Source organism: Agromyces sp. 3263 (assembly GCF_031456545.1).
Taxonomy (GTDB): domain Bacteria; phylum Actinomycetota; class Actinomycetes; order Actinomycetales; family Microbacteriaceae; genus Agromyces.
In genome coordinates this window covers 1,928,369-1,946,609 of record NZ_JAVDUV010000001.1, presented here as the reverse complement: position 1 = coordinate 1,946,609, position 18,241 = coordinate 1,928,369, and the positions used below count along the sequence as shown (strand labels likewise).

Sequence of the window (18,241 nt, the reverse complement as noted above, 5' to 3'; positions counted from 1 at the left end):
CCGCCGATCTGGATCTGATCGGTGCGTGTGGCCCGGGATTGGGCCGCGAGTCCCCGACTTCGTCGGAACGTCACTTGCACACCGTCCCGGAGGCCCCATGCCCACTCGCACTCCCGTCGCCATCGTCGCACTGCCCCTCGCCGCCCTCCTCCTCGCGGGCTGCGCGAGCGGGTCGACGGCCGCGCCCGCATCGCCGGCCGGCTCAGGCGAGACGGATGCCGCGGCATCCGGCTACCCGCTCACCATCGACAACTGCGGCACCGAGGTCACGTTCGAGCAGGCTCCCGAACGCGTGGTCACGATCAAGTCGTCGACGCTCGAGCTGCTGCTCGCGCTCGGACTCGAGAACCGCATCGTCGGCGCCGCCTTCACCGACGGCCCCGTGCCCGACGAGTTCGCCGACGCGGCATCCGGCATCGACCTGCTGTCCGACAAGGTGCCGTCGCAGGAGGTGACGCTCGCGGCCGAGCCCGACCTCGTCTTCGCCGGGTGGGAGTCGAACCTGTCGGCCGAGGGCGCGGGCGACCGCGACACGCTGGCGAAGCTGGGCGTCGCCAGCTACGTCGCCCCCGCGGCGTGCAAGGGCGAGGGCTACATGCCGAATCCGCTCACCTTCGACGAGGTCTTCGCCGAGTTCGAGGAGGCGGGCGCGATCTTCGGCGTTCCGGATGCCGCGGCCGATCTGGTTGCGACGCAGCGGGCCGAGCTCGACGCGATCGAGCCGAGCGACGCCGGCCTCACCGCCCTCTGGTACAGCTCGGGCGACGACACGCCCTACGTCGGCGCCGGCATCGGCGCGCCGCAGATGATCATGGACGCCGCCGGGCTCGAGAACATCGCCGCCGACGTCGAGGACACGTGGACGTCGATGGGCTGGGAGGCGATCGTGGCGGCGAACCCAGACGTCATCGTGCTCGTGGATGCCGCGTGGAACACCGCCGAGCAGAAGATCGCGCACCTCGAGTCGAACCCCGCGACCGCCGCGCTGCCCGCCGTGCAGCAGGGGCGCTACCTCGTCGTGGACTTCCCGGCGACCGAGGCCGGCGTGCGCAACGTCGGCGCCGTGTCGTCGCTCGTCGACCAGCTCGGGGAGCTCGACCTGCGATGAGCGCGACGCGGGCGGAGTCGGCAAGCGGCGCGGCAGGCACCGGCGCTCCGGTGGCGGATGCCGCTGGGCCCAGGCCGGGGCCGGGGCCGGGGCACACCGCTGCCCGCCCCCGCACCGGCCTGCGCACGGGCGCGTGGGCCGTGGCCCTCGGCGCCCTGCTCGCGGCATCCGTCGTCATCGCCGTCACCATCGGACCGGCCGGACTCAGCCCGGCCGACGTGTGGGCGAGCGTGCTGGCGCACCTCGGCATCGGGGAGCCGACGCTGAGCCCGCTGCGCGACGGCATCGTGTGGGAGCTGCGGATGCCGCGGGTGCTCACCGCCGCGGCGGTCGGGGCGGGGCTCGCCCTCTGCGGCGTGGTGATGCAGGCGCTGACGCGCAACCCGCTCGCCGACCCATACCTGCTCGGCCTGTCGTCGGGCGCGTCCGTCGGCGCGGTGGCCGTGATCGTGCTCGGCATCGGACTGCTGCTGCCGGTCGCGGCCTTCGCCGGCGCACTCGTTGCGCTGATCGCGACCCTCGCCCTCGCGAACGCGGCGGGCGCGCTCACGCCGACACGCACGGTGCTCGCGGGGCTCGCCGTGTCGGCGGTGTTCGGTGCGGTCACGAGCCTCGTCATCTTCTGGAGCGCGACGGGCGACAGCTATCGCGAGATCCTCAACTGGCTGCTCGGCTCGCTCGCCGGTACCGACTGGGGGTCGGTCGCGCTCGCGGGCGGTGCCGTGATCGTCGTCGGCATCCCGCTGCTCGCGAGCGCACGCACGCTCGACGCGTTCGCGTTCGGCGACTCCGCCGCGGCGGCGCTCGGCGTGCACGTCCGCCGCAGCCGGGTGCTGCTGCTCACGGGCACGGCGCTGCTGACGGGCGCCCTCGTCGCGGTGAGCGGCGCGATCGGCTTCGTCGGGCTGATCCTCCCCCACGCCGTGCGGCTGCTCGTCGGGTCGCGCAACCGCGTGCTGCTGCCGCTGTCGGCGCTTGCGGGCGCCATCTTCCTGGTCTGGGCCGACACGGCCGCGCGCACCCTGTTCGACCCGCGCGAGCTCCCCGTGGGCATCGTGACGGCGCTCATCGGCGGCCCCATGTTCGCCGTGCTGATGCTACGGAACCGGAACCTCGCATGACCGACGCCCTGCACACCGACCGGGTGCGCTTCACACGCGGTCACCGTCTCATCATCGACGACGTCGACTGCACGGTGCCGGGCGGCGCCGTCGGCGCACTGCTCGGACCGAACGGCGCGGGAAAGTCGACGCTCCTGCACCTCATCGCCGGCGTCGAGCGAGCGGATGCCGGGACGGCGCGCCTCGGCGACCGTGACCTCGCCGCGCTTCGACGTCGCGACCGCGCCCAGGTGATCGCCCTCGCCGAACAGGAGGTGTCGGATGCCCCGGGGCTGCGCGTCGCGGAGGTCGTCGCCCTCGGTCGCACCCCCTACCTCGGCGCATTCGCCGGGCCTGGCGAGCTGGACCGCGGCACCGTGCGGCGCTGCCTCGAGGACGCCGGACTCGTGGAGCTCGCCGACCGCTCGTACGAGACCCTGTCGGGTGGCGAGCGCCAGCGCGTGAACCTCGCCCGCGCGCTCGCGCAGGAACCGGAGCTGCTGCTGCTCGACGAGCCGACGAACCACCTCGACGTACGGGCGCAGTTGACCATGCTCGGCCTTCTGCGCGAACTCGCCGGCGGCGGGTTGACGGTGCTCGCGGCCCTCCACGACCTCTCGCTCGCCGCCGGCTACGCCGACCACGTGATCGTGCTCGCCGCCGGCCGGGTGGTCGCCGCGGGGGCCCCTCGCGAGGTGCTCACGCCCGGCCTGATCCGCGAGGTGTGGGGCGTCGAGGCGCTCGTGTTGGAGCATCCGACCACCGGCCGGCCGCTGATCGCGTTTTCGGAGGTGGCGGCGGAGGTTCGCGCCGAGGTGTGAGCGCTTGAGCGCGCTTGGGTGCTTGAGTGTTTGGGTGCTTGGGTGCTTGGGTGCTTCAGTGCTTGCCCGCGCGGGGAAGGTCGGAGTAGCTTCTCGAAAGCAGTTGCGGATCGCAACTGGATGCGATGGTCCACCGAGGAGCGAGCGATGACCAAGTACCTGATCTCCTTCCCGAGCGCCGCCATGGTCGTGCCCGACGGCGAGCTGCCGGCCGTGGCGGATGCCGCGCACGCGGTCATCGAGGAGGCCAAGGACGCCGGCGTTTACGTCTTCGGGGGCGGCATCAACGAAGCCGTCCCACCGGTCATGGTCGACGGCGACGGCACGGTGACCGAGGGCACCTACCCGCGGACCACGCAGCTCGAGGGCGGCTACACCGTGCTGGAGGTGCCCTCTCGGGAGGCGGCACTCGAGTGGGCGGCGAAGATCGCAGTGGCCTGCCGGTGCGCGCAGGAGGTTCGCGAGTTCCAGTACGACCCGGCCAGCTGAGGGTCCGGTCCACTCCTGTCGGTGGAGCGGCCTAGGCTCGCGATGTGGCCACCCTCGACGACCTGCGCCGCACCGCCGCCGGCCTGCCCGGCAGCGAGGAGCGCGCGACGACCGGGGGCGCCGCGTGGTTCGTGCGCGGCAAGCTGTACGCCTGGGAGTGCCACCCCTGGCCGAGCATTCCCGCAGACATGCGCGAGATCATCGCGGCCGAACTCGTCGTCGGCGTGAAGGTCGCAGACCCGATCGACGCACTGGCCCTCGTCCAGATGGCGCCCCAGGTGTTCCTGCGCACCACGACGCCCTGGGGTGAGCCGAAGGTCGCCTTCCGCATGGCGCGCATCGACGACGATCACCTCGCCGAGCTGGTGACCGACGCGTGGCGCGTCCAGGCGCCGAAGTACCTGCGCCGCGAGCTCGACGCCATCGGCGGCTAGGGCGCGTCTGACATAGATGCGCCTGCCCCTGGGTCGATGCTGGCTGTCGTGTCGCGATTCCAGATGCTCTCGGACGCTCAGTGGATGTTGACTGCTGACGACTTACTGCGGTCGCGGATGCGGCTGGCGCAGTGGACTGGTCCGTGTCGGTCGGCTCGACCATCGCTCGAGCGCACCAGCACGCGACCAACGTGAGGCGGGTCACAGGGGGCTGGGTCGAACTGAAGAATCCGGTGGTCGAGCCGCCTGATCACGCGCTCGCGATCCGCGCTCACCTGTGCAGCCGGGGCATCAAGGCAGTGATTCCGGAGCCGGCCGACGGGTCCGGGCACAGAAGACGGCGTGGTCCAACGGCACCTCGCTGGCCGGCCCGTACACCGCAACTGAGCCATCAGCAGTCACGACATTCTCGCCGTCTGCATCGAGCAAGGGCGCCAGTACGCGCTGCCCAACCGACTCACTGCGATCCGCCGGGGCGTCCGAGAAGTCTTGGAGGAAGATCTCGAAGCTCGTGGTGTCATCATCGTCGAAGCCAGCTCGCCTCGGCAGCAACCGTTCTCAGACACGCCCTAGGGCCGACGCCTCCGAAGAACGAGGCCGACGACCGTCAGGATGACGACGATTGCGCCTCCGGGCGGCCCGAATGGCAGGTCGAAAGCCAGCCAGAACACGGCCTGAAGAGCCGTCGCAACGAACGCGAGGATCGCGCCGACGACGGCCGTCCTTCGAATCCACAGGAGGATCGCGGCGATCAACCCGACCTCGCAGGTGGTGACGAAGGCGAGGATCGCCGGGATGACGCCGACCTCGATGCCCCAGCGTTCGAGGCCGACCGGATCGTAGGTCGGGAACCCCGAATCGGCGCCCCAGATTCGACCGGTCCGGGCGAAATACTCAGCGCCGAGCACCCCGGCGATGCCGAATCCGACGGAAAGCAGGGCGAGCTGCGCCGCCGCGATCCGGAATGCGATCATCATGCAGGAATGCCACTCTCGAGTGGCAGTCGCACCTGCCTGACTCCGAGCCGAGACTCCCCACACGGGTTCGGGTGATGAGGACCGACATCGATCCCGCTGCTGCCGCCGACGATGAAGTCTTCAAGATGGATATCGAAGCTCATGGTGTCATCATCGTCGAAGCCGGCTCGCCTCGACAGCAACCTTTCTCAGACACCCCCTGGGTGCGTTCAGCGCCCCTTGACCGGGCATCAACGCGGGCGGGTCTTGCGGGAATCACGGCAGTGCTGAGTGGTCGGGGACCCGCGCCAGCTCAGCGCGTGCCCCTCGAGTGCATCTGGCGCTGGATGGTCCGGTACACGGTCGAGCGCGCGACATTGAAGAGCTCGGCGAGTTCTGCGGTGCTGTGGGTGCCTGCCTTGTAGACCTCCATCAGGTGGTGCTGCTGGGGAATAGAGAGCGTTGGCTCCTTGCCGCGGAGGCGGCCTTTCGATCTCGCGACTTCCATGCCCTCTCGAGTGCGAGCGCTGATCAGGTCGGATTCGAACTCCGCGACCATCGCGAGCACGTTGAACAGCAGTCGTCCGACCGGGTCGATCGGATCGTGGACGGAGCCGCCGATGCTGAGCTTGACGTGCTTGGCGGTGAGCTCGTCGACGATGTCCTTCGCGTCGCGTAGGGAGCGCGCCAGCCGGTCGAGCTTCGCCACAACGAGCGTGTCGCCGTCTCGGCACGCGGCGAGTGCTTCGCGGAGACCAGGTCGGGCCCGATTCGTTCCGGTCAGCCCGTGGTCGGTGAAGATGTAGGCGGGGTCGACCCCGAGTCGCTCGAGGGCGACCCGTTGTGCGGTGAGGTCTTGTTCGTATGTGGACACGCGCGCGTATCCGATCAGTAGTGCATTCATACGCGAAGCCTCGCCCCGGAAGTTCCCATTGGCCACAGACAGCGTCAACAGGACGTCCCGGTGATCGACCGGCTCAAGAAGGCGCATGGGACGTGCCTCGACAGGAGCTACTCTGGTGACGAGCCCGCCCAAAGCGCATCTACCCGGTAAGGATGCGTCCACCCCGCAGCCAGGCGAGGGTGGCCGCCCGTTCGAGCCGGGCCGGGTCCGGGAGGCTCACCGCGCTGCGGGCGCGATCGGAGCTTCCACCAGTGACAATCCACCGATGCGCAATGCGAACCCTGAGGGATCCGCTACCGGCTGCATGCCACGGGCCGCAGAATGGCTCCGATGAACAACAAAGGACCCGACCGACCCGGCGGAGCATGGTGGGCGGTTGTTCTTGACCGACCCGAGGTGTCGACGCGGCCGCCTGCGTCCCGCGCGGAACTGAACGCGGCCGAAGCGAAGGTCGACACCGCACTCCCGCTCGCACTCCGCGACCTGTACCTGCAGACCGATGGCGTCTGGGATCGAGCAGGGCAGTGGTACGTCATTTGGCCACTTGAACATCTCCTCGCCCGGAACGGCGGCACTGCCGCCGAACGCACCGGGGTCGCGTTCGGCGACGACGGGACAGGAAACGCGTTCTGCATCCACACGGACGGCAGTGTCAGCTACTGGTCAGAGATCGACGCGAAGCACACATGCCTTGCGCCGGACCTGGAGTCCTTTTGGACGGCGTGGGTCCATGATGACCTGCCTCCCCACTAGCCACCCGGTAGCGGATGGCTCGTGGGTCTATGCGATCCTCGGCGCGGCCGTCAGCGTCATCAACGCGCTAGATTTCTATCGGTAGGCGTGACGTTCAGGTCGGGGGGCCGAATGAAGTTCCAAGAGACCTACGCCATGCAACATCGACCATTGCAGACCACCTGGGCGAGTGGGTTGATGGCTGTATCCGGTGGGTTCTTCTTGATTCCGTTCATCGGCACGCTCATCTTCGGCGCGCTCGACGGCCTCGCGCCCGGCTCGTTGTTGTTGCTCCTGTTCATCACCGCCGTCGGTATAGCTCAAGTGAGCATCGCAGTGGGTGCATGGAAAGGGAGGGCGTGGCCGCGATGGCTCGCCCTGTTCGTCGTTGCCGCAAGCATCGTCGGCCTGATCGTCGGTTACCTATTCCTCGCCCTGGCCGTGTTGCTTGTGGGTTCTGCGGCGATCTTGTTGTGGCGCCCCGCCGCACGACGCTGGTCAGCCGAGATGACCCAGGCGCGCCGTTGAGGGCAAGTCCTCGTCGCCCGCTGCGGCTCGGGCGAATACGCGATGAGGGATCCCTCTTGTGGACGTCGGGCGTAGCACCTTGAGGGAGTCGGCGCGGCAACCATACGATGTCGATCACTCGGTTCTCCAAGTCTGTGCGTTCGGGCCTGAGGGTTGTTCTACTGAAGATCGGACGTCAGCGTGAAACGTAACGGCCGCCGCTGCCGCGGTAGTCGAGTTCAAAGCTTCGACGGCGCACGACCGAAGATAGTCGTCATCGCCGCGGTGGCACTCGTCGTGACAGCGGGCCTGAACTGCATCATCACTGCCTTCAACATCGTGCGCCTGCTCGGCCAAGGTTTCGACACGTCATCCACCGTGCTGTTGCTTTCAATTTCCGCAGTCGGCGCCCTGTTGGCTGTGGGTGTTCCACTCTGGATTGCTCGCGCAGCTCTCCGCAGATCAGTCGGGGCCGCCTACTGGTCGATCTTCTTCCTGGTCGCGCTGATCCTCTTCACCATTCAAGGAAACCCCTGGGGCTACATCGGCTGCCTCCTAACCCTGGGATCGTTGGTGCTCCTCTGGATGCCGGCAAGTCGGACCTTCTCGACATCAGTCGGATTGCAGCCGCGATAGCTACCTCGCACTTACCCATGGATGTGCCGCGGAAGCAGCGCCTGGGTGCGCGCTCGCATCCTTGCGCGCCGCGCATGAATCGACGCGAGATTGACGACGTTCCGGAGGGCCGATCCGTTTGCGGGCGGCCGACGACAGACGACTCCTGAAGCCTTGGCGAAAATCAACCAGCGATAATCGTCCAATTGATCGAGGCGGCGATCGCGGCGAAGATCCCCAGGACAAGCCCGGAGGCCAACACACGTCGGTGACGGGCCCCCCTTACAACGAAGTAGGCGATCAGGGCCACGACTGTACTGAGCAGAATCGCTGTAACCCAGAGCGTCGGATCCGTGCCGGGATCCGTGTAGCCACCCGATGCGTCGCCAAAGAGCGGGGCGTTCCGCGCGCCGATCACCCAGAGCCGAACGACAGCCACGCACGATGGAACGATGACACCTGCGATGAACACAACGAACGCGAGCGACCTTGAGAGCTCGATGTCGCGGTCGTTGCGTACCTCCTCGTTGAGCGGCCCGGTCACAGCGGATCTGTGTACTCGATGGGTGCAGGGCATGCTTCGTGCATCTGCTCGAGCGTCAAACCCGTCCGTTTCTCGACCGCGCGTGGACCGTTCTGGATAGCGTCGTAAGCAGACCAGAAGTCGGGAGCCGCCTCGATCCGATCGATGAACGCTTGTCGGGTCGGGGCGGGGTCGACCTCCACCCCGTAGTCCTCCATGCACTCCAAGGTCGCGACCTCGTAGTCGTACAACCGAGACAGTTGCGCATCCGAGGCCACGGGGTCGCTAGTGCCCCATCCCGTCCGCTCGCTGCAGGCCCGGTAGTCCTCCCAGATCACCGGTGTCTGGTCTTGGGTCTGGCCAGGGACCTGGAACGACTCCGTTCCCACGACGTGGATGGTCCACCCGGCGTCCTCCATGCAGGCGACGGTGGCCGCGAAGGTGGCGGCCCGGCGCTGCAGGCCAGCCTCGATCGAGGCGATCAGCTCGACGTCGACAACAGCCGGTGACGGGAGAGGCGTGTCGACGGGCGCAGGAATCATGCTCCATGCCGCCGCGCCCACCCCGGTCGTCGCGGCGACGGCGAGGATCACTGCGTTCGCGCGGATCACGAATCTCAGTGCTGGGCTTGCGGCCTTTCGATGCTCGATCCGCCACGCAAGATCTGAGGGGATGCCCCGGAGCACGCGCCGCCGGACCGACCGGGCGAGCTGGGGTGCGGACAGCCCGTGCTCTTCAGCCCAGGCGGCGTGCTCGTGCAGATCGGAGGCGATCTCATCTCGACGGGTGCCCGCTACGTGACCGTTGAGGCCGCGCGTGTACACAGTCGACCAGCGAAGGGCGACCCGAGCGGCGCGCCGGTACTCCGGCGTCCGTTCAAGCGTCACGCCAAGCCCAACTTTCGGTCCGTGATGGCGCTGGTCACCGGGGGGTTCGCCTGAGCTGCGAGCGTCCGGGCCCCGTCCGCCGTCAACCGATACAGCCGTCGTCGAGGCCGGCCCTGACCCTCCGACGCCGCGGCATCCTCCCACTCCGCTTCAAGCAGGCCGGCGGCCGCCAACCGGTTCAGCACCTTGTACAAGGTGCCCTGCGCGATGAGGGCATCGCCGTCGCCTCCGGCGAGTTCACGCGCGACAGCGAAGCCGTAGAACGTTCCCTCGGCGCGTTGCAGCGCACTCCCGGCTTCCAGGATTCGCACCTCAAGTGGGAGGAGCACACCAGCTCGTCGTCTCGGCATACCCGAACTATAGGAAGGTAGGTGCCAATAAGGCAAGCGTCCCGTTGGATCAGCGCATGCGGCCCCTCGGCATGTTGACCGCAAGCGGATTGGTTCGAGGTCAGGCGGTCGCGTAGACCAGGACGCCTTCACGCTCCATAAGCTCGAGTGCGTTCGAAACGCGTTCGAGTGTCGCCGGCCAGGACACTCCGATCAGATGCTCCGAGTACACGTCCACGACGCACCCCGCGGCAGCAAGCTGCTCCACTGGAGCGCGCCATGTGCCGCCTCCCTCTTCGAACCAGAGGCGAGCGCTCGAGTACCCGCCGCGAGCGGCGATCGACGTCACCACCAACGCGCCCTCACCAGACTGGATCACGTCGACGGAGTCGCCGAACGCCACTTGGGCGAACAGCGCCGGCGACGCCCAGACCCGGTAGACGTCACCTTCGACCTGCGCCGCGTTCAGCGCCTCCCAGACTGCGTAGTCGCGTGGAATGTCCGGGTCCGGCGGCACTACGAACCAGACCACCGATTCTGCAGCGGATGCTTCGGCGGCCGGCACGAGCTCTTCGCCGTTCCAAACGCATGCCTTCGAGGGGTGCTGCCGGTATTGGTCCACGTCCGAGACGCTAACAGCCGGACGGACGGGTCTAGCTCCGAAGACGGGCGGGCGGACGAGTCGCACGCGGGGATCGCTGAGCGCTTCAACGCGGTCCGCACTGGTGGAGGCCCCGATCGCGCCCGCAGCGCAGTGATAGCGTCTGTCGAAGATCGGTCGTATCCGCGGGCGTTAGTTGAGGGCCTGGCCCGCGATCATTGCTCCAGTGTCCACTATGTCGCCGACATCGCAGCATCACCCGCGGACGGGTATCTCCTCGAGGCCGAAGTACACCGGGATGCCGCGACGCCGGGCGATCGCGACATCCGTGTCGGCGCCCGAGGATTCGCCGGGGAGTCGCAGCACCGCGTCGCAGTGCTCGAGGAGGCGGGCCGCGGTCTCGTACATGACGTCGGCGCCGTCGCCTTCGCCCGTGCCGTCGAGCGTGCCCTCAGCACCGCGCAGCACCGGGAGGGCGACCCACTCCCCGATCATGGGCACGTGCCCGAGCTCGAAGATCGGCCAGGCTGCCTCCTCGAGCCGGGCGAGGTTGCGGGCGATGGCTTCGTGGTCGCCGCCAGTGCCGGATCGATAGGGACCGGCGATGAGGATCTGCAGTGGAGTGGTCATGCGATCCACTGTAGGTTCAAGCGTGCAGAATCGTGCAACTCTAGGAAAGAAGCCGCATGCTCACCGCCCAGCGCAAAGATCATCTCCTCGCCCTGCTCAAGGCTGACGGGCGAGTCGTGACCAAAGACGTCGCCGCGGAACTCGGCATCTCCGAAGACAGCATCCGCCGCGACCTCCGCGAGATGGACGCGGCGGGGCTCTGCCAGCGCGTCTACGGCGGGGCACTCGCGGCATCGCCCGCGGCGCGGCCCTATGGCGAGCGACTCGAGCTCGCGACCGAGAGCAAGGAGCGGGTCGCGCGGGCAGCCGTGCGCCTCATCCGACCCGGCTCGACGATCATCCTCGACGCCGGCACCACCACGCTCGCGATGGCGGGGCTTCTGCCCGCCGAGCTCGAAGTGACGGTGATCACCCCGAGCCCGTACGTCGCGATCGCGCTGGCGGAGCATCCGCTTGCCGAGGTGTTCCTCATCGGCGGCAGGCTCTCGCGGCACTCGATGGTCACTGGCGGGGCGCTCGCGCTCGAGGCGATCCGGCGCCTCAGGGCCGACCAGTTCTTCATGGGCGTCACGGGCGTGCACCCCGAGGCCGGGCTCACGACGGGCGACATCGACGACGCGGCCACGAAGCGCGCTCTCGCCGCCCAGGCGTCGGAGACCTACGTGCTCGCGAGCCGTGAGAAGGTCGGCGTCGCGTCGGCGTTCCCCGTGATCGAGCGCGATCGCGTGGCCGGCATCATCGTCGACCCCGAGGCTGCCTGAGCCTCACGCTGCGGCAAGTAGTCCCGCTCGCCCGCGTTACCGGTGCGCCTTGCTCGCACCGGCGTGACGAGTTCACCGCACCGCTGCGTGCAACGTGCACGGGAAAGCGAGTCGCCGCACTGCACGATCCCGGTCGCGGCGAACTCCGCGAGGGCTTGAGCGACCGCCGCGTCCGCGTCCGTAAGCGCAGCGCATCCGCTTGCGCTCCCTCGACTCGAGATGGCGACCGTCGCGAATGGCGAGTGAGGCCGGGACGAAAGGCAGGCGACCGATGCTGTCGCTAGCTGTGCAAGCTCTCGTTTCGACGGTCATCAGACGACCGTTTCACTGGGGAATCGTCATCGTGGCTGATCAGGAGTATGGCGGACAGATCCCTGACGTGGACCCAACAAATCTTGTGTCCGCGAATGAGCACGGCATTGTCGCCTCCATTCGGCACGCCCAGGACGTCGATTCGTTTGCCGGGGAGTTCGATTGGGCCGAAGCTCAGGTCATCGTTCGCCTCCTGCCTCATGAAGCGCTGGCGACGACGACTCGGCGCGAAGTGTTCCGAGGAACGATCCTGGTTCCTGGCGGCAGGATCGCCATCGGCGATGCGGACGGCGACGTAATTCACCCTGCGCACCGGGGGTGGAACCAACTGGTCGTCACAGTGGATGCGGACGTGCAGGTCACCGATCTCTCGCCCGACGAAGTGCGGATAGACCTTTTCCCCTCGGCGTAGATCGGCGACAGGACAACCCACAAGCGGATGGAGTTGTGCGAGCCGTGTTCGCATCGGAGCCCACAGTGGCACGACTTGAGTTCCGGCGACGGACCACATGCGGTCGACGCTCTCCGGGCCCTCGGCCGCCGACCGTGGGGCCCGCCGAATTCATTCATCGCGTCAAGTCCCAGTAGTGGATGAGGCTTCAAGTCGCCGAACTCGCTAGCGTCGCAGGCATGTTGCCCTTAGGCGGCCGGTTGGGGGGCTCTATGGCTATTGCCCGAATCGCCACTCGGAAGATCACGTCCAATGGTGAGAACGTGCTCATTCGCGTTCAACGGCGCCAATTTCATCAAGTCACCCACCGCCTTCGGCCATACGCTGTCCTCTCAGCGTGAGCACGCAAGCGAAGTCAAGAAGCGCATGGAAGATCACGTCGATCATGCTTGCGTTCGCCGGAACGATGATGTTCCTGTTCGGCGCCATCGCGCAGTACTGGTACAACGTGCGCAATCCAACAATCGCGTGCTCTGACCTCCAGAACTCTACGGCCCCTGCCGAGGCGCTTCGGCATTCGTCCGTGACCTGGTGGCCAGTAGGGATCCGCTGCGAATACGCCTCCGGCCCCGAGCAGATTATGTTCCAGTCAGACTGGACCCTCACCCTCGTCATGCTGTTGGGGACGGCACTTGTTCTCGTAGCTATCGCGATGTGGCGCGCCAGTGCTCGGCACCCACGGTTAGGCGAGGCATGAATATCAAAATGGTTCGCGACGAACCCGGCACCTTTCAACTGAGACTCGGGCCTTGACCCCACTGGACCATCCGTCACCGGACGGCCGCAAGCGGATCGTTTGTGGCCATCGGACCGGGCGGCAGCCCGGCTCTATCTGGCCGGCCGCGAGTCTGTCGCTCGAGGCGTTACCGGATCGTGAAACCGCCGCGGTGTCGCCTGCGATAGCGTCCGATTCATGGTTCTCCAGCGGGTGGGAATGAGTGTTGCTGCGGCTGCGGTCGTGCTGATCGGGGTCGTGGGCTGCTCGGTAGCGCCACAGCAGGAGGACGCGAAGACCACCACACCGAACCAAGCCGCGCCCGACCGGAACCTCACCCTGGATGTTGGCACCGTCATTTATCCTGACGGAACCGTTGAGTACGTCGGCCGCAATGTGACCCTGGGGGTGGGCGCGGTCATTCATCCCGACGGGACGCCCGACTACCGCGGCAACCAGCCAATCGACGCGAGTACGCTCCTCGAGGCGTCGACGGGTCAATGACTTCGACCGCGGCCCGCAGTCGTGCCATCGCCGGCGTGGTGGCGGCCGTCGCGATCGCCGGGATCGCTGTCATCGCTATTTCCTCCGCGGCGTCCAGCGGGCCGGAGTTTCACGCGGACGGTTCGAAGGCTGAACGGGTTGTGAAGGGGCTGCCGAAGGGGTGGGAAGGAACAGGGCCGGATCTCCTCAGCGGGTCTCCAACGGCCGGGTGGGTGAACGAGGACGAATTCGGAATCGTCACCATCGGAAGCAGCAGCTGTCCGCCAGTCGCCGGCGACCTTCAGGTGATGGCACCAGACCAGGTAACGATCTCATTCAGCCCGTCACCCCATGACGCGTGCACGGCCGACATGGCAGCGACCACTCATGTGTTCAAACTTCCGCCGTCTGCCGACGGTCGGCCCCTCATCGTCACCGTGCAGAACGAGAGCCAAGGTACCGAGTACGTGCTCAACCTGCCGTAGTCGCTAAACGATCCGCTTAAGCGCGCCCCGGTCAGAGCTGACCGAGGATCTCAGCGCGTTTGGCCGCGTACTCCTGTTCGGTGATCTGCCCGTTCACCCGCAGGTGCTCGAGCTGCGAGAGCCGAGCCGACGGCGCTTGGACGTTCGGCTGCGAAGGTGCGGCAACACGCCTGCTTGCGACGATTGCGACGACGATCACGGCCGCAACGACTGCCGCGATGACCAGCAGCACGGCCAAGATGACGAGGATATGCCAGCCGGTGAATCCGTAACCCATGGCGGCAGCCTATCGGCGCCATCCGCTCCGCCCGCAGCAGCATCAGGCGGCTCTAGCCTCGGTGGTGCATCCGTTTCCTGGCTTGGCTGGACCGGGGTCGCGAGCGCTCATGCTGAAGTTCATTCGCTCGTCACGCGCGGGAGCCCTTAGCGGTGGGCTTTGTGCTGCTACGACGGGGTTGATGGTCGCTCTGATAATGGCCGGCCCACTGGGCGGGTTCGGTCCCGCATTCTGGACAGGAGTCACAGCATCCGCCGTCGGAGGAGTAGCCGTGGCTGCCTGGGCCCTCCACTGCGCAGGGGCGGATGTCGACGAGTAGCCTCGCCGGACTGGACCCAGCGTCGTGACTTCGCGCTGAAGGATCCTTCAGCGATCGCCTTGCGGTCAAAATCGATCGTTTGTCGCGGCCCGACGGGAATTTACGAGATCGCGCTGTCGAAGTCGGCGCTGGTCGAGATACTGAGGCATGGGGAATCTCGAGTATGACGATCAGCAGGATTTCGGGGATGCGGAACGGGGACCCGTGACCGACGGCCTCCCCGGCCGCCTCAACGGACTGGCGATGGACGGCGACGTGCCGGCACGGGAGGCGATCCCGACGATCTTCGACGAGCTCGACTATCAGCTCGCCTGCCAGGCGTACCTCTGGGCTCTGCCGCTGGTGTCGTACGCGCAGTGGAAGACGCAGCACTACGACGTCTTCGGTGCCACCCGCAGCGACCTCGTGCGCTACCTCAGCTATCGGGACCGGCTGGGCTTGATCACGGCGAATGCGACCACGCCGTACATCCTCAACTTCTTCGACCTTTCCGACACCGGCCCCCTCGTCATCGAGTTGCCCGCCGGTCCGACCGCCGGCGGTGTCTCGGACTTCTGGCAGCGCGAAGTCGGCGCGATGGGCGAGATGGGCCCGGATCGCGGGCAGGGCGGCAAATACGTCATCCTCGCTCCCGGCGTCGACGCCCCCGACGGCCTCGCAGAGGACTACCGCACCCTCCGCTCGTCCGGCGTGAACATCATGTTCGGGTTCCGCACCCTCGACCCCGATCCGGCGCATGCCGACGCGCTGGTCAGGGCGGTACGCATCTACCCGTACGCCGACCGCGAGAACCCGGCGCCCACTCGGATCGTGTCGCCCGACGGCCGCGCCTGGACGGGAGACCAACCACGCGGCCTCGACTACTGGCGGCGCCTGCACGAGATCTACCAGAGCGAGGTGGTCGACGAACGCGACCGCTTCTACCTCGCCATGCTCAAGCAGCTCGGCATCGAGAAGGGCGAACCGTTCGCACCCTCGGAGCGGCTCATTCGCATCCTCGAGGACGGTGCCGCCGCCGGCGAGCTCATGGCCCAGGCCAACACCTTCGCCAAACGGTTCGCGCAAGGGACCTACTGGCCCGATCGGGCCTGGGAGCAGGCGATCGTGCTCGACAACTCAGCCCAGCGAGGCAACGGATACGACGAACTGCTCGAGCGAGCATCCTGGTTCTACGAAGCCGTCAGCTTCTCCGAGGCCATGAAGAGCACCACGCCCGGCGTCGGCCAGGCCTATCTCGGCTCGTACACCGACGCCGAGGGCGAGTGGCTCGACGGCGGACGCGACTACACGCTGCATGTGCCGGCCGATGTGCCGGCGAAGCTGTTCTGGTCGGCCACCGTGTACGACGTCACGACGCGTTGCCTCATCGACAATGCGCAGCAGCGTGGAGACCGCGGCTCGCGCGACGCCGAACTCGTCGCCAACGACGACGGCTCCGTCGACCTGTACTTCGGACCGGAAGCCCCCAGAGCCGGCGAATACAACTGGGTGCAGACCATCCCCGGTCATCACTGGTTCTCGTACTTCCGCTTCTACGGCCCACTCGAACCCTATTTCGACCGCAGTTGGAAGCTCGGAGACATCGTCGCGGCATAGGCGTTGCTGGAAGCTCCCAAACGATCGGCATGCGGTCAGAATCGATCGACTCTGACCGGTTCGAGCTCACGGTGCAGCATGTCCGCAAGCGGATTGGGCTGCGGGCGGCGCGCGCGCAGTCCGTATGCTCGGCGCTGTGCCGGGAGCGTCTTGACTACCGTGGAGCACGGCCGAAATCAGGGAGCAGGACATGGGTGCATGCCCGAAGAAGGAGCTCCCGGCGGCATACTGGGTCGCACTCGTTCTGGCATGCGTGTCGATGCTGTGGTACATCCCTCGGATCGTCGCATCGGTCGCCGCTGATGGGGGCCCGCACGGTTTGATCCGTCACCATGCCGTTCGTACTGTCCCGCGGTGCTAAGTGGTGGAAGACGCTCAAGGGTGACGAACTCTCCGCTGTGCGAGTAGTACTACAGCGGAGCTTGACGTCCCGCGCGGAGACTCACGAGGTCTAGCGCACGAAATCCCACCCGGTCATGCCGGAGTGACGTTGCTGGACAGGGCATCAGCGGCGGGCGTACGGTGAGCGGAGCGCTGGTACCCGACCCGCCGGCAGGACGGCACCTCATGTCAGAGCACCGCGCCACCCTCAGATCCTTCCGGCACCGCCGTATCGTGATGTCATCGTTGGCCGTGTTGCTCCTGGCACCGGCGATGCTGGCCGTTCCGCTGAGCGCGACAGCGGATGAGGGCGAGGATCCGCCGACCGCCGAGGTGGCGGTGCCCGAGGACAACGGTGGCACCAGCACGCCCGAAGCCACGGAAATCTCAGCGATAAGTGATCCCGGCAAGGCGTCGGGCGCGGCTCCCCTCATCTCCGAAGTCGAACCGCTTGCGCTCGAAGACCACCCCGCAGTGTCGAATGTCGAACCGGCCGTCCTAGAAGCCGCGGCCGGCGATCCGGCTCCTGTCACGCCGACCATCCTCACCCTCGAGGTTGATGTCGCCAACGGGGAGTCCACACCCGCTCAATGGTCCGTCAACGCTTATACGCCTTTCGACAGTGGCGCCACGCCTGGGCCTGCGGGTCCTTCTGGCGCGACCGGCGAAGTGACACCTGGGGCTCCCTACAGCCTGATCGCTGATGGCGACATACGCTACGCGGTTGGCACCTGGAGGTGCCTGCAAGTGGACGCGAACGGTGCCGTCATCCCCGGGTACGCTGACGGCCTGAACAGCGTGGTGACCGTGCCGTTGGGGTTCTCGGTCGTATGCACTGTGACGGTGGAGGCAGCTGAACTCACCTTGGCGAACAAGGTCATCGACACAGGTGAGGGTGTTACCGAATCCGACTTCGTCTTGACCGCAACCCCGTTCTTCCTTTCGACGTTGCCTCCCGAAACCGTGACCGGTTCGACGGGCGGGAGCACGATCACGGTGTCGGTTTTCGAGAACCACGACCTGTCGATCAGCGGTCCCCCCGGCTATGCGACGAAATCCATCGAATGCAACACCGGCCCTGCAGGGGCATGGGTGGCGGTGACGTCGCTGCGGCTCGCGCCGCTCGCAGATGTCACCTGCTTGTTCGTCAGCCGGTCCACGACACCGTTGAGCGCGACGATCACCGGTGACCTGAACGTGGGCGGTGCTGTCACGGTCATCGGGCACAGCTTTGAAGTCGGGGAGAGCGTGACCGGAGTGCTGCAATCCACGCCGGTCGCACTCGGTTCACGCATCGTCGGCCCTGAGGGGACGGCGGTGTTCGCGTTCGTGTTGCCGTCTGGCATCGAACCCGGCCCGCACACAGTTACACTCACCGGTGCGACCAGCGGCGAGGTGGCTGTGGCATTCACCGTCGGCGCCGCGCTGGTCGTCGCACCGGCACCCACAGCGGCTGCTGTCGTCGCACCGGCACCCACAGCGACTGCTGTCGCCGCCACCCCTGCCCTCGCCGCCACCAACGTCGGAGGGATGTGGCTGGCACCGTTCGCCATCGCGCTGCTTCTCGCCGGCGCCGTGATGAGCCGGATGCGGAACCGTAGGCGAATGGGCTGAGAGCGGCAAGATAGCTGCATGACCGGTGGCCGATCCTGTTGTGCACTCGAGTGCCGCACTGGCGGTGCGTACGCACTGCGGGGAGCAGTCACCAGGTCGTCGCCGCAGGGGGCAGAAATGAACAATGGATGACTCGTCTCCGTGCCCGCAGGTCGACCTCTCGCTGCGTAACCTAGCCCTTGCGGGTCTGGGGCCTGCAACCGACGAGGGA

General features: G+C 67.1%; 23 protein-coding genes and 1 pseudogene. 16 read left to right on the top strand and 8 right to left on the bottom strand.

Annotated features, from left to right (window positions below; all coding sequences use genetic code 11):
* Positions 1–97: 97 nt before the first annotated feature.
* From J2X63_RS08960 to J2X63_RS08935, 6 genes and pseudogenes are all read left to right on the top strand, one after another.
* Positions 98–1,108: a putative F420-0 ABC transporter substrate-binding protein gene (locus J2X63_RS08960; RefSeq protein ID WP_309976247.1), complete on the top strand. Its 1,011-nt coding sequence runs from the start codon at positions 98–100 to the stop codon at positions 1,106–1,108.
* Positions 1,105–2,229 carry a putative F420-0 ABC transporter permease subunit gene (locus J2X63_RS08955; RefSeq protein WP_309976245.1) on the top strand — a complete coding sequence of 375 codons (1,125 nt, stop codon included), beginning with the start codon at positions 1,105–1,107 and terminating at the stop codon, positions 2,227–2,229. Before J2X63_RS08960 ends, J2X63_RS08955 begins: the two co-directional genes overlap by 4 nt.
* The gene (locus J2X63_RS08950) at positions 2,226–3,029 is read left to right on the top strand and encodes an ATP-binding cassette domain-containing protein (RefSeq protein ID WP_309976243.1); all 804 of its coding nucleotides are present in this window, start codon (positions 2,226–2,228) and stop codon (positions 3,027–3,029) included. The genes J2X63_RS08955 and J2X63_RS08950 overlap by 4 nt, the downstream gene beginning before the upstream one ends.
* Positions 3,030–3,176: 147 nt before the next feature.
* A complete protein-coding gene (locus J2X63_RS08945) occupies positions 3,177–3,518 on the top strand; it encodes a YciI family protein (RefSeq protein WP_309976242.1) in 342 nt (113 codons plus the stop codon).
* 44 nt (positions 3,519–3,562) lie between these two features.
* On the top strand, positions 3,563–3,952 hold the full coding sequence (locus J2X63_RS08940) for an MmcQ/YjbR family DNA-binding protein (protein ID WP_309976240.1): 390 nt from the start codon (positions 3,563–3,565) through the stop codon (positions 3,950–3,952).
* Positions 3,953–4,050: 98 nt separating this feature from the next.
* Positions 4,051–4,314: pseudogene (locus J2X63_RS08935) on the top strand (hypothetical protein); the annotation flags it as partial.
* 207 nt (positions 4,315–4,521) lie between these two features.
* Here the strand turns inward: J2X63_RS08935 and J2X63_RS08930 are convergent.
* The gene (locus tag J2X63_RS08930; RefSeq protein WP_309976239.1) at positions 4,522–4,929 is read right to left on the bottom strand and encodes a hypothetical protein; all 408 of its coding nucleotides are present in this window, start codon (positions 4,927–4,929) and stop codon (positions 4,522–4,524) included.
* 292 nt (positions 4,930–5,221) lie between these two features.
* Positions 5,222–5,812, bottom strand: a complete 591-nt coding sequence (locus J2X63_RS08925) for a recombinase family protein (RefSeq protein ID WP_309977879.1) — start codon at positions 5,810–5,812, stop codon at positions 5,222–5,224.
* 330 nt (positions 5,813–6,142) lie between these two features.
* On the opposite strand from J2X63_RS08925, the gene J2X63_RS08920 reads away from it, so the two are divergent.
* From J2X63_RS08920 to J2X63_RS08910, 3 genes are all read left to right on the top strand, one after another.
* Positions 6,143–6,565 carry an SMI1/KNR4 family protein gene (locus J2X63_RS08920; protein ID WP_309976238.1) on the top strand — a complete coding sequence of 141 codons (423 nt, stop codon included), beginning with the start codon at positions 6,143–6,145 and terminating at the stop codon, positions 6,563–6,565.
* A 111-nt stretch (positions 6,566–6,676) separates the two neighbouring features.
* Positions 6,677–7,072 carry a hypothetical protein gene (locus tag J2X63_RS08915; protein ID WP_309976237.1) on the top strand — a complete coding sequence of 132 codons (396 nt, stop codon included), beginning with the start codon at positions 6,677–6,679 and terminating at the stop codon, positions 7,070–7,072.
* 180 nt (positions 7,073–7,252) lie between these two features.
* Complete coding sequence (locus J2X63_RS08910) at positions 7,253–7,687, top strand: hypothetical protein (protein WP_309976236.1); 435 nt, start codon at positions 7,253–7,255, stop codon at positions 7,685–7,687.
* 163 nt (positions 7,688–7,850) lie between these two features.
* Here the strand turns inward: J2X63_RS08910 and J2X63_RS08905 are convergent, their stop codons facing one another.
* The 5 genes from J2X63_RS08905 to J2X63_RS08885 form a co-directional block, all read right to left on the bottom strand.
* Complete coding sequence (locus J2X63_RS08905) at positions 7,851–8,210, bottom strand: hypothetical protein (RefSeq protein WP_309976235.1); 360 nt, start codon at positions 8,208–8,210, stop codon at positions 7,851–7,853.
* Entirely contained in the window at positions 8,207–9,076 is an 870-nt protein-coding gene (locus J2X63_RS08900) for a hypothetical protein (RefSeq protein WP_309976234.1), read from the bottom strand. The genes J2X63_RS08905 and J2X63_RS08900 overlap by 4 nt, the downstream gene beginning before the upstream one ends.
* Complete coding sequence (locus J2X63_RS08895) at positions 9,073–9,426, bottom strand: helix-turn-helix transcriptional regulator (RefSeq protein WP_309976233.1); 354 nt, start codon at positions 9,424–9,426, stop codon at positions 9,073–9,075. Before J2X63_RS08895 ends, J2X63_RS08900 begins: the two co-directional genes overlap by 4 nt.
* 100 nt (positions 9,427–9,526) lie before the next feature.
* Complete coding sequence (locus tag J2X63_RS08890; protein ID WP_309976232.1) at positions 9,527–10,027, bottom strand: DUF4265 domain-containing protein; 501 nt, start codon at positions 10,025–10,027, stop codon at positions 9,527–9,529.
* 234 nt (positions 10,028–10,261) lie between these two features.
* The gene (locus J2X63_RS08885) at positions 10,262–10,636 is read right to left on the bottom strand and encodes a DUF4406 domain-containing protein (RefSeq protein ID WP_309976231.1); all 375 of its coding nucleotides are present in this window, start codon (positions 10,634–10,636) and stop codon (positions 10,262–10,264) included.
* A 56-nt stretch (positions 10,637–10,692) separates the two neighbouring features.
* Between J2X63_RS08885 and J2X63_RS08880 the strand changes: the two genes are divergently transcribed.
* The 5 genes from J2X63_RS08880 (at position 10,693) to J2X63_RS08860 (ending at position 13,843) form a co-directional block, all read left to right on the top strand.
* Positions 10,693–11,397 carry a DeoR/GlpR family DNA-binding transcription regulator gene (locus tag J2X63_RS08880; protein WP_309976230.1) on the top strand — a complete coding sequence of 235 codons (705 nt, stop codon included), beginning with the start codon at positions 10,693–10,695 and terminating at the stop codon, positions 11,395–11,397.
* A gap of 343 nt (positions 11,398–11,740) precedes the next feature.
* Positions 11,741–12,121: a hypothetical protein gene (locus J2X63_RS08875; RefSeq protein WP_309976228.1), complete on the top strand. Its 381-nt coding sequence runs from the start codon at positions 11,741–11,743 to the stop codon at positions 12,119–12,121.
* Between the two features lie 376 nt (positions 12,122–12,497).
* Positions 12,498–12,857 (top strand): hypothetical protein, encoded by a 360-nt coding sequence (locus tag J2X63_RS08870; RefSeq protein ID WP_309976226.1) that lies wholly within the window; start codon positions 12,498–12,500, stop codon positions 12,855–12,857.
* Between the two features lie 216 nt (positions 12,858–13,073).
* Positions 13,074–13,379: a T-complex 10 C-terminal domain-containing protein gene (locus tag J2X63_RS08865; RefSeq protein WP_309976223.1), complete on the top strand. Its 306-nt coding sequence runs from the start codon at positions 13,074–13,076 to the stop codon at positions 13,377–13,379.
* On the top strand, positions 13,376–13,843 hold the full coding sequence (locus J2X63_RS08860) for a hypothetical protein (RefSeq protein ID WP_309976221.1): 468 nt from the start codon (positions 13,376–13,378) through the stop codon (positions 13,841–13,843). The genes J2X63_RS08865 and J2X63_RS08860 overlap by 4 nt, the downstream gene beginning before the upstream one ends.
* Before the next feature lie 31 nt (positions 13,844–13,874).
* Here the strand turns inward: J2X63_RS08860 and J2X63_RS08855 are convergent, their stop codons facing one another.
* Positions 13,875–14,120: an SHOCT domain-containing protein gene (locus tag J2X63_RS08855; protein ID WP_309976219.1), complete on the bottom strand. Its 246-nt coding sequence runs from the start codon at positions 14,118–14,120 to the stop codon at positions 13,875–13,877.
* A gap of 523 nt (positions 14,121–14,643) precedes the next feature.
* On the opposite strand from J2X63_RS08855, the gene J2X63_RS08850 reads away from it, so the two are divergent.
* Both J2X63_RS08850 and J2X63_RS08845 read left to right on the top strand, forming a co-directional pair.
* Positions 14,644–16,035: a DUF1254 domain-containing protein gene (locus J2X63_RS08850; protein ID WP_309976217.1), complete on the top strand. Its 1,392-nt coding sequence runs from the start codon at positions 14,644–14,646 to the stop codon at positions 16,033–16,035.
* Between the two features lie 567 nt (positions 16,036–16,602).
* A complete protein-coding gene (locus J2X63_RS08845; protein WP_309976215.1) occupies positions 16,603–18,030 on the top strand; it encodes a hypothetical protein in 1,428 nt (475 codons plus the stop codon).
* The last annotated feature ends 211 nt before the right edge of the window (positions 18,031–18,241 follow it).

Excerpts from the sequence above, each read along its gene's own strand:
- J2X63_RS08960 (WP_309976247.1), top strand. The coding sequence starts at position 98 with ATGCCCACTCGCACTCCCGTCGCCATCGTCGCACTGCCCCTCGCCGCC.
- J2X63_RS08955 (WP_309976245.1), top strand. The coding sequence starts at position 1,105 with ATGAGCGCGACGCGGGCGGAGTCGGCAAGCGGCGCGGCAGGCACCGGC.
- J2X63_RS08950 (WP_309976243.1), top strand. The coding sequence starts at position 2,226 with ATGACCGACGCCCTGCACACCGACCGGGTGCGCTTCACACGCGGTCAC.
- J2X63_RS08945 (WP_309976242.1), top strand. The coding sequence starts at position 3,177 with ATGACCAAGTACCTGATCTCCTTCCCGAGCGCCGCCATGGTCGTGCCC.
- J2X63_RS08930 (WP_309976239.1), bottom strand. The coding sequence starts at position 4,929 with ATGATGATCGCATTCCGGATCGCGGCGGCGCAGCTCGCCCTGCTTTCC.
- J2X63_RS08925 (WP_309977879.1), bottom strand. The coding sequence starts at position 5,812 with ATGAATGCACTACTGATCGGATACGCGCGCGTGTCCACATACGAACAA.
- J2X63_RS08920 (WP_309976238.1), top strand. The coding sequence starts at position 6,143 with ATGAACAACAAAGGACCCGACCGACCCGGCGGAGCATGGTGGGCGGTT.
- J2X63_RS08915 (WP_309976237.1), top strand. The coding sequence starts at position 6,677 with ATGAAGTTCCAAGAGACCTACGCCATGCAACATCGACCATTGCAGACC.
- J2X63_RS08895 (WP_309976233.1), bottom strand. The coding sequence starts at position 9,426 with ATGCCGAGACGACGAGCTGGTGTGCTCCTCCCACTTGAGGTGCGAATC.
- J2X63_RS08885 (WP_309976231.1), bottom strand. The coding sequence starts at position 10,636 with ATGACCACTCCACTGCAGATCCTCATCGCCGGTCCCTATCGATCCGGC.
- J2X63_RS08880 (WP_309976230.1), top strand. The coding sequence starts at position 10,693 with ATGCTCACCGCCCAGCGCAAAGATCATCTCCTCGCCCTGCTCAAGGCT.
- J2X63_RS08865 (WP_309976223.1), top strand. The coding sequence starts at position 13,074 with ATGGTTCTCCAGCGGGTGGGAATGAGTGTTGCTGCGGCTGCGGTCGTG.
- J2X63_RS08860 (WP_309976221.1), top strand. The coding sequence starts at position 13,376 with ATGACTTCGACCGCGGCCCGCAGTCGTGCCATCGCCGGCGTGGTGGCG.
- J2X63_RS08855 (WP_309976219.1), bottom strand. The coding sequence starts at position 14,120 with ATGGGTTACGGATTCACCGGCTGGCATATCCTCGTCATCTTGGCCGTG.
- J2X63_RS08845 (WP_309976215.1), top strand. The coding sequence starts at position 16,603 with ATGTCAGAGCACCGCGCCACCCTCAGATCCTTCCGGCACCGCCGTATC.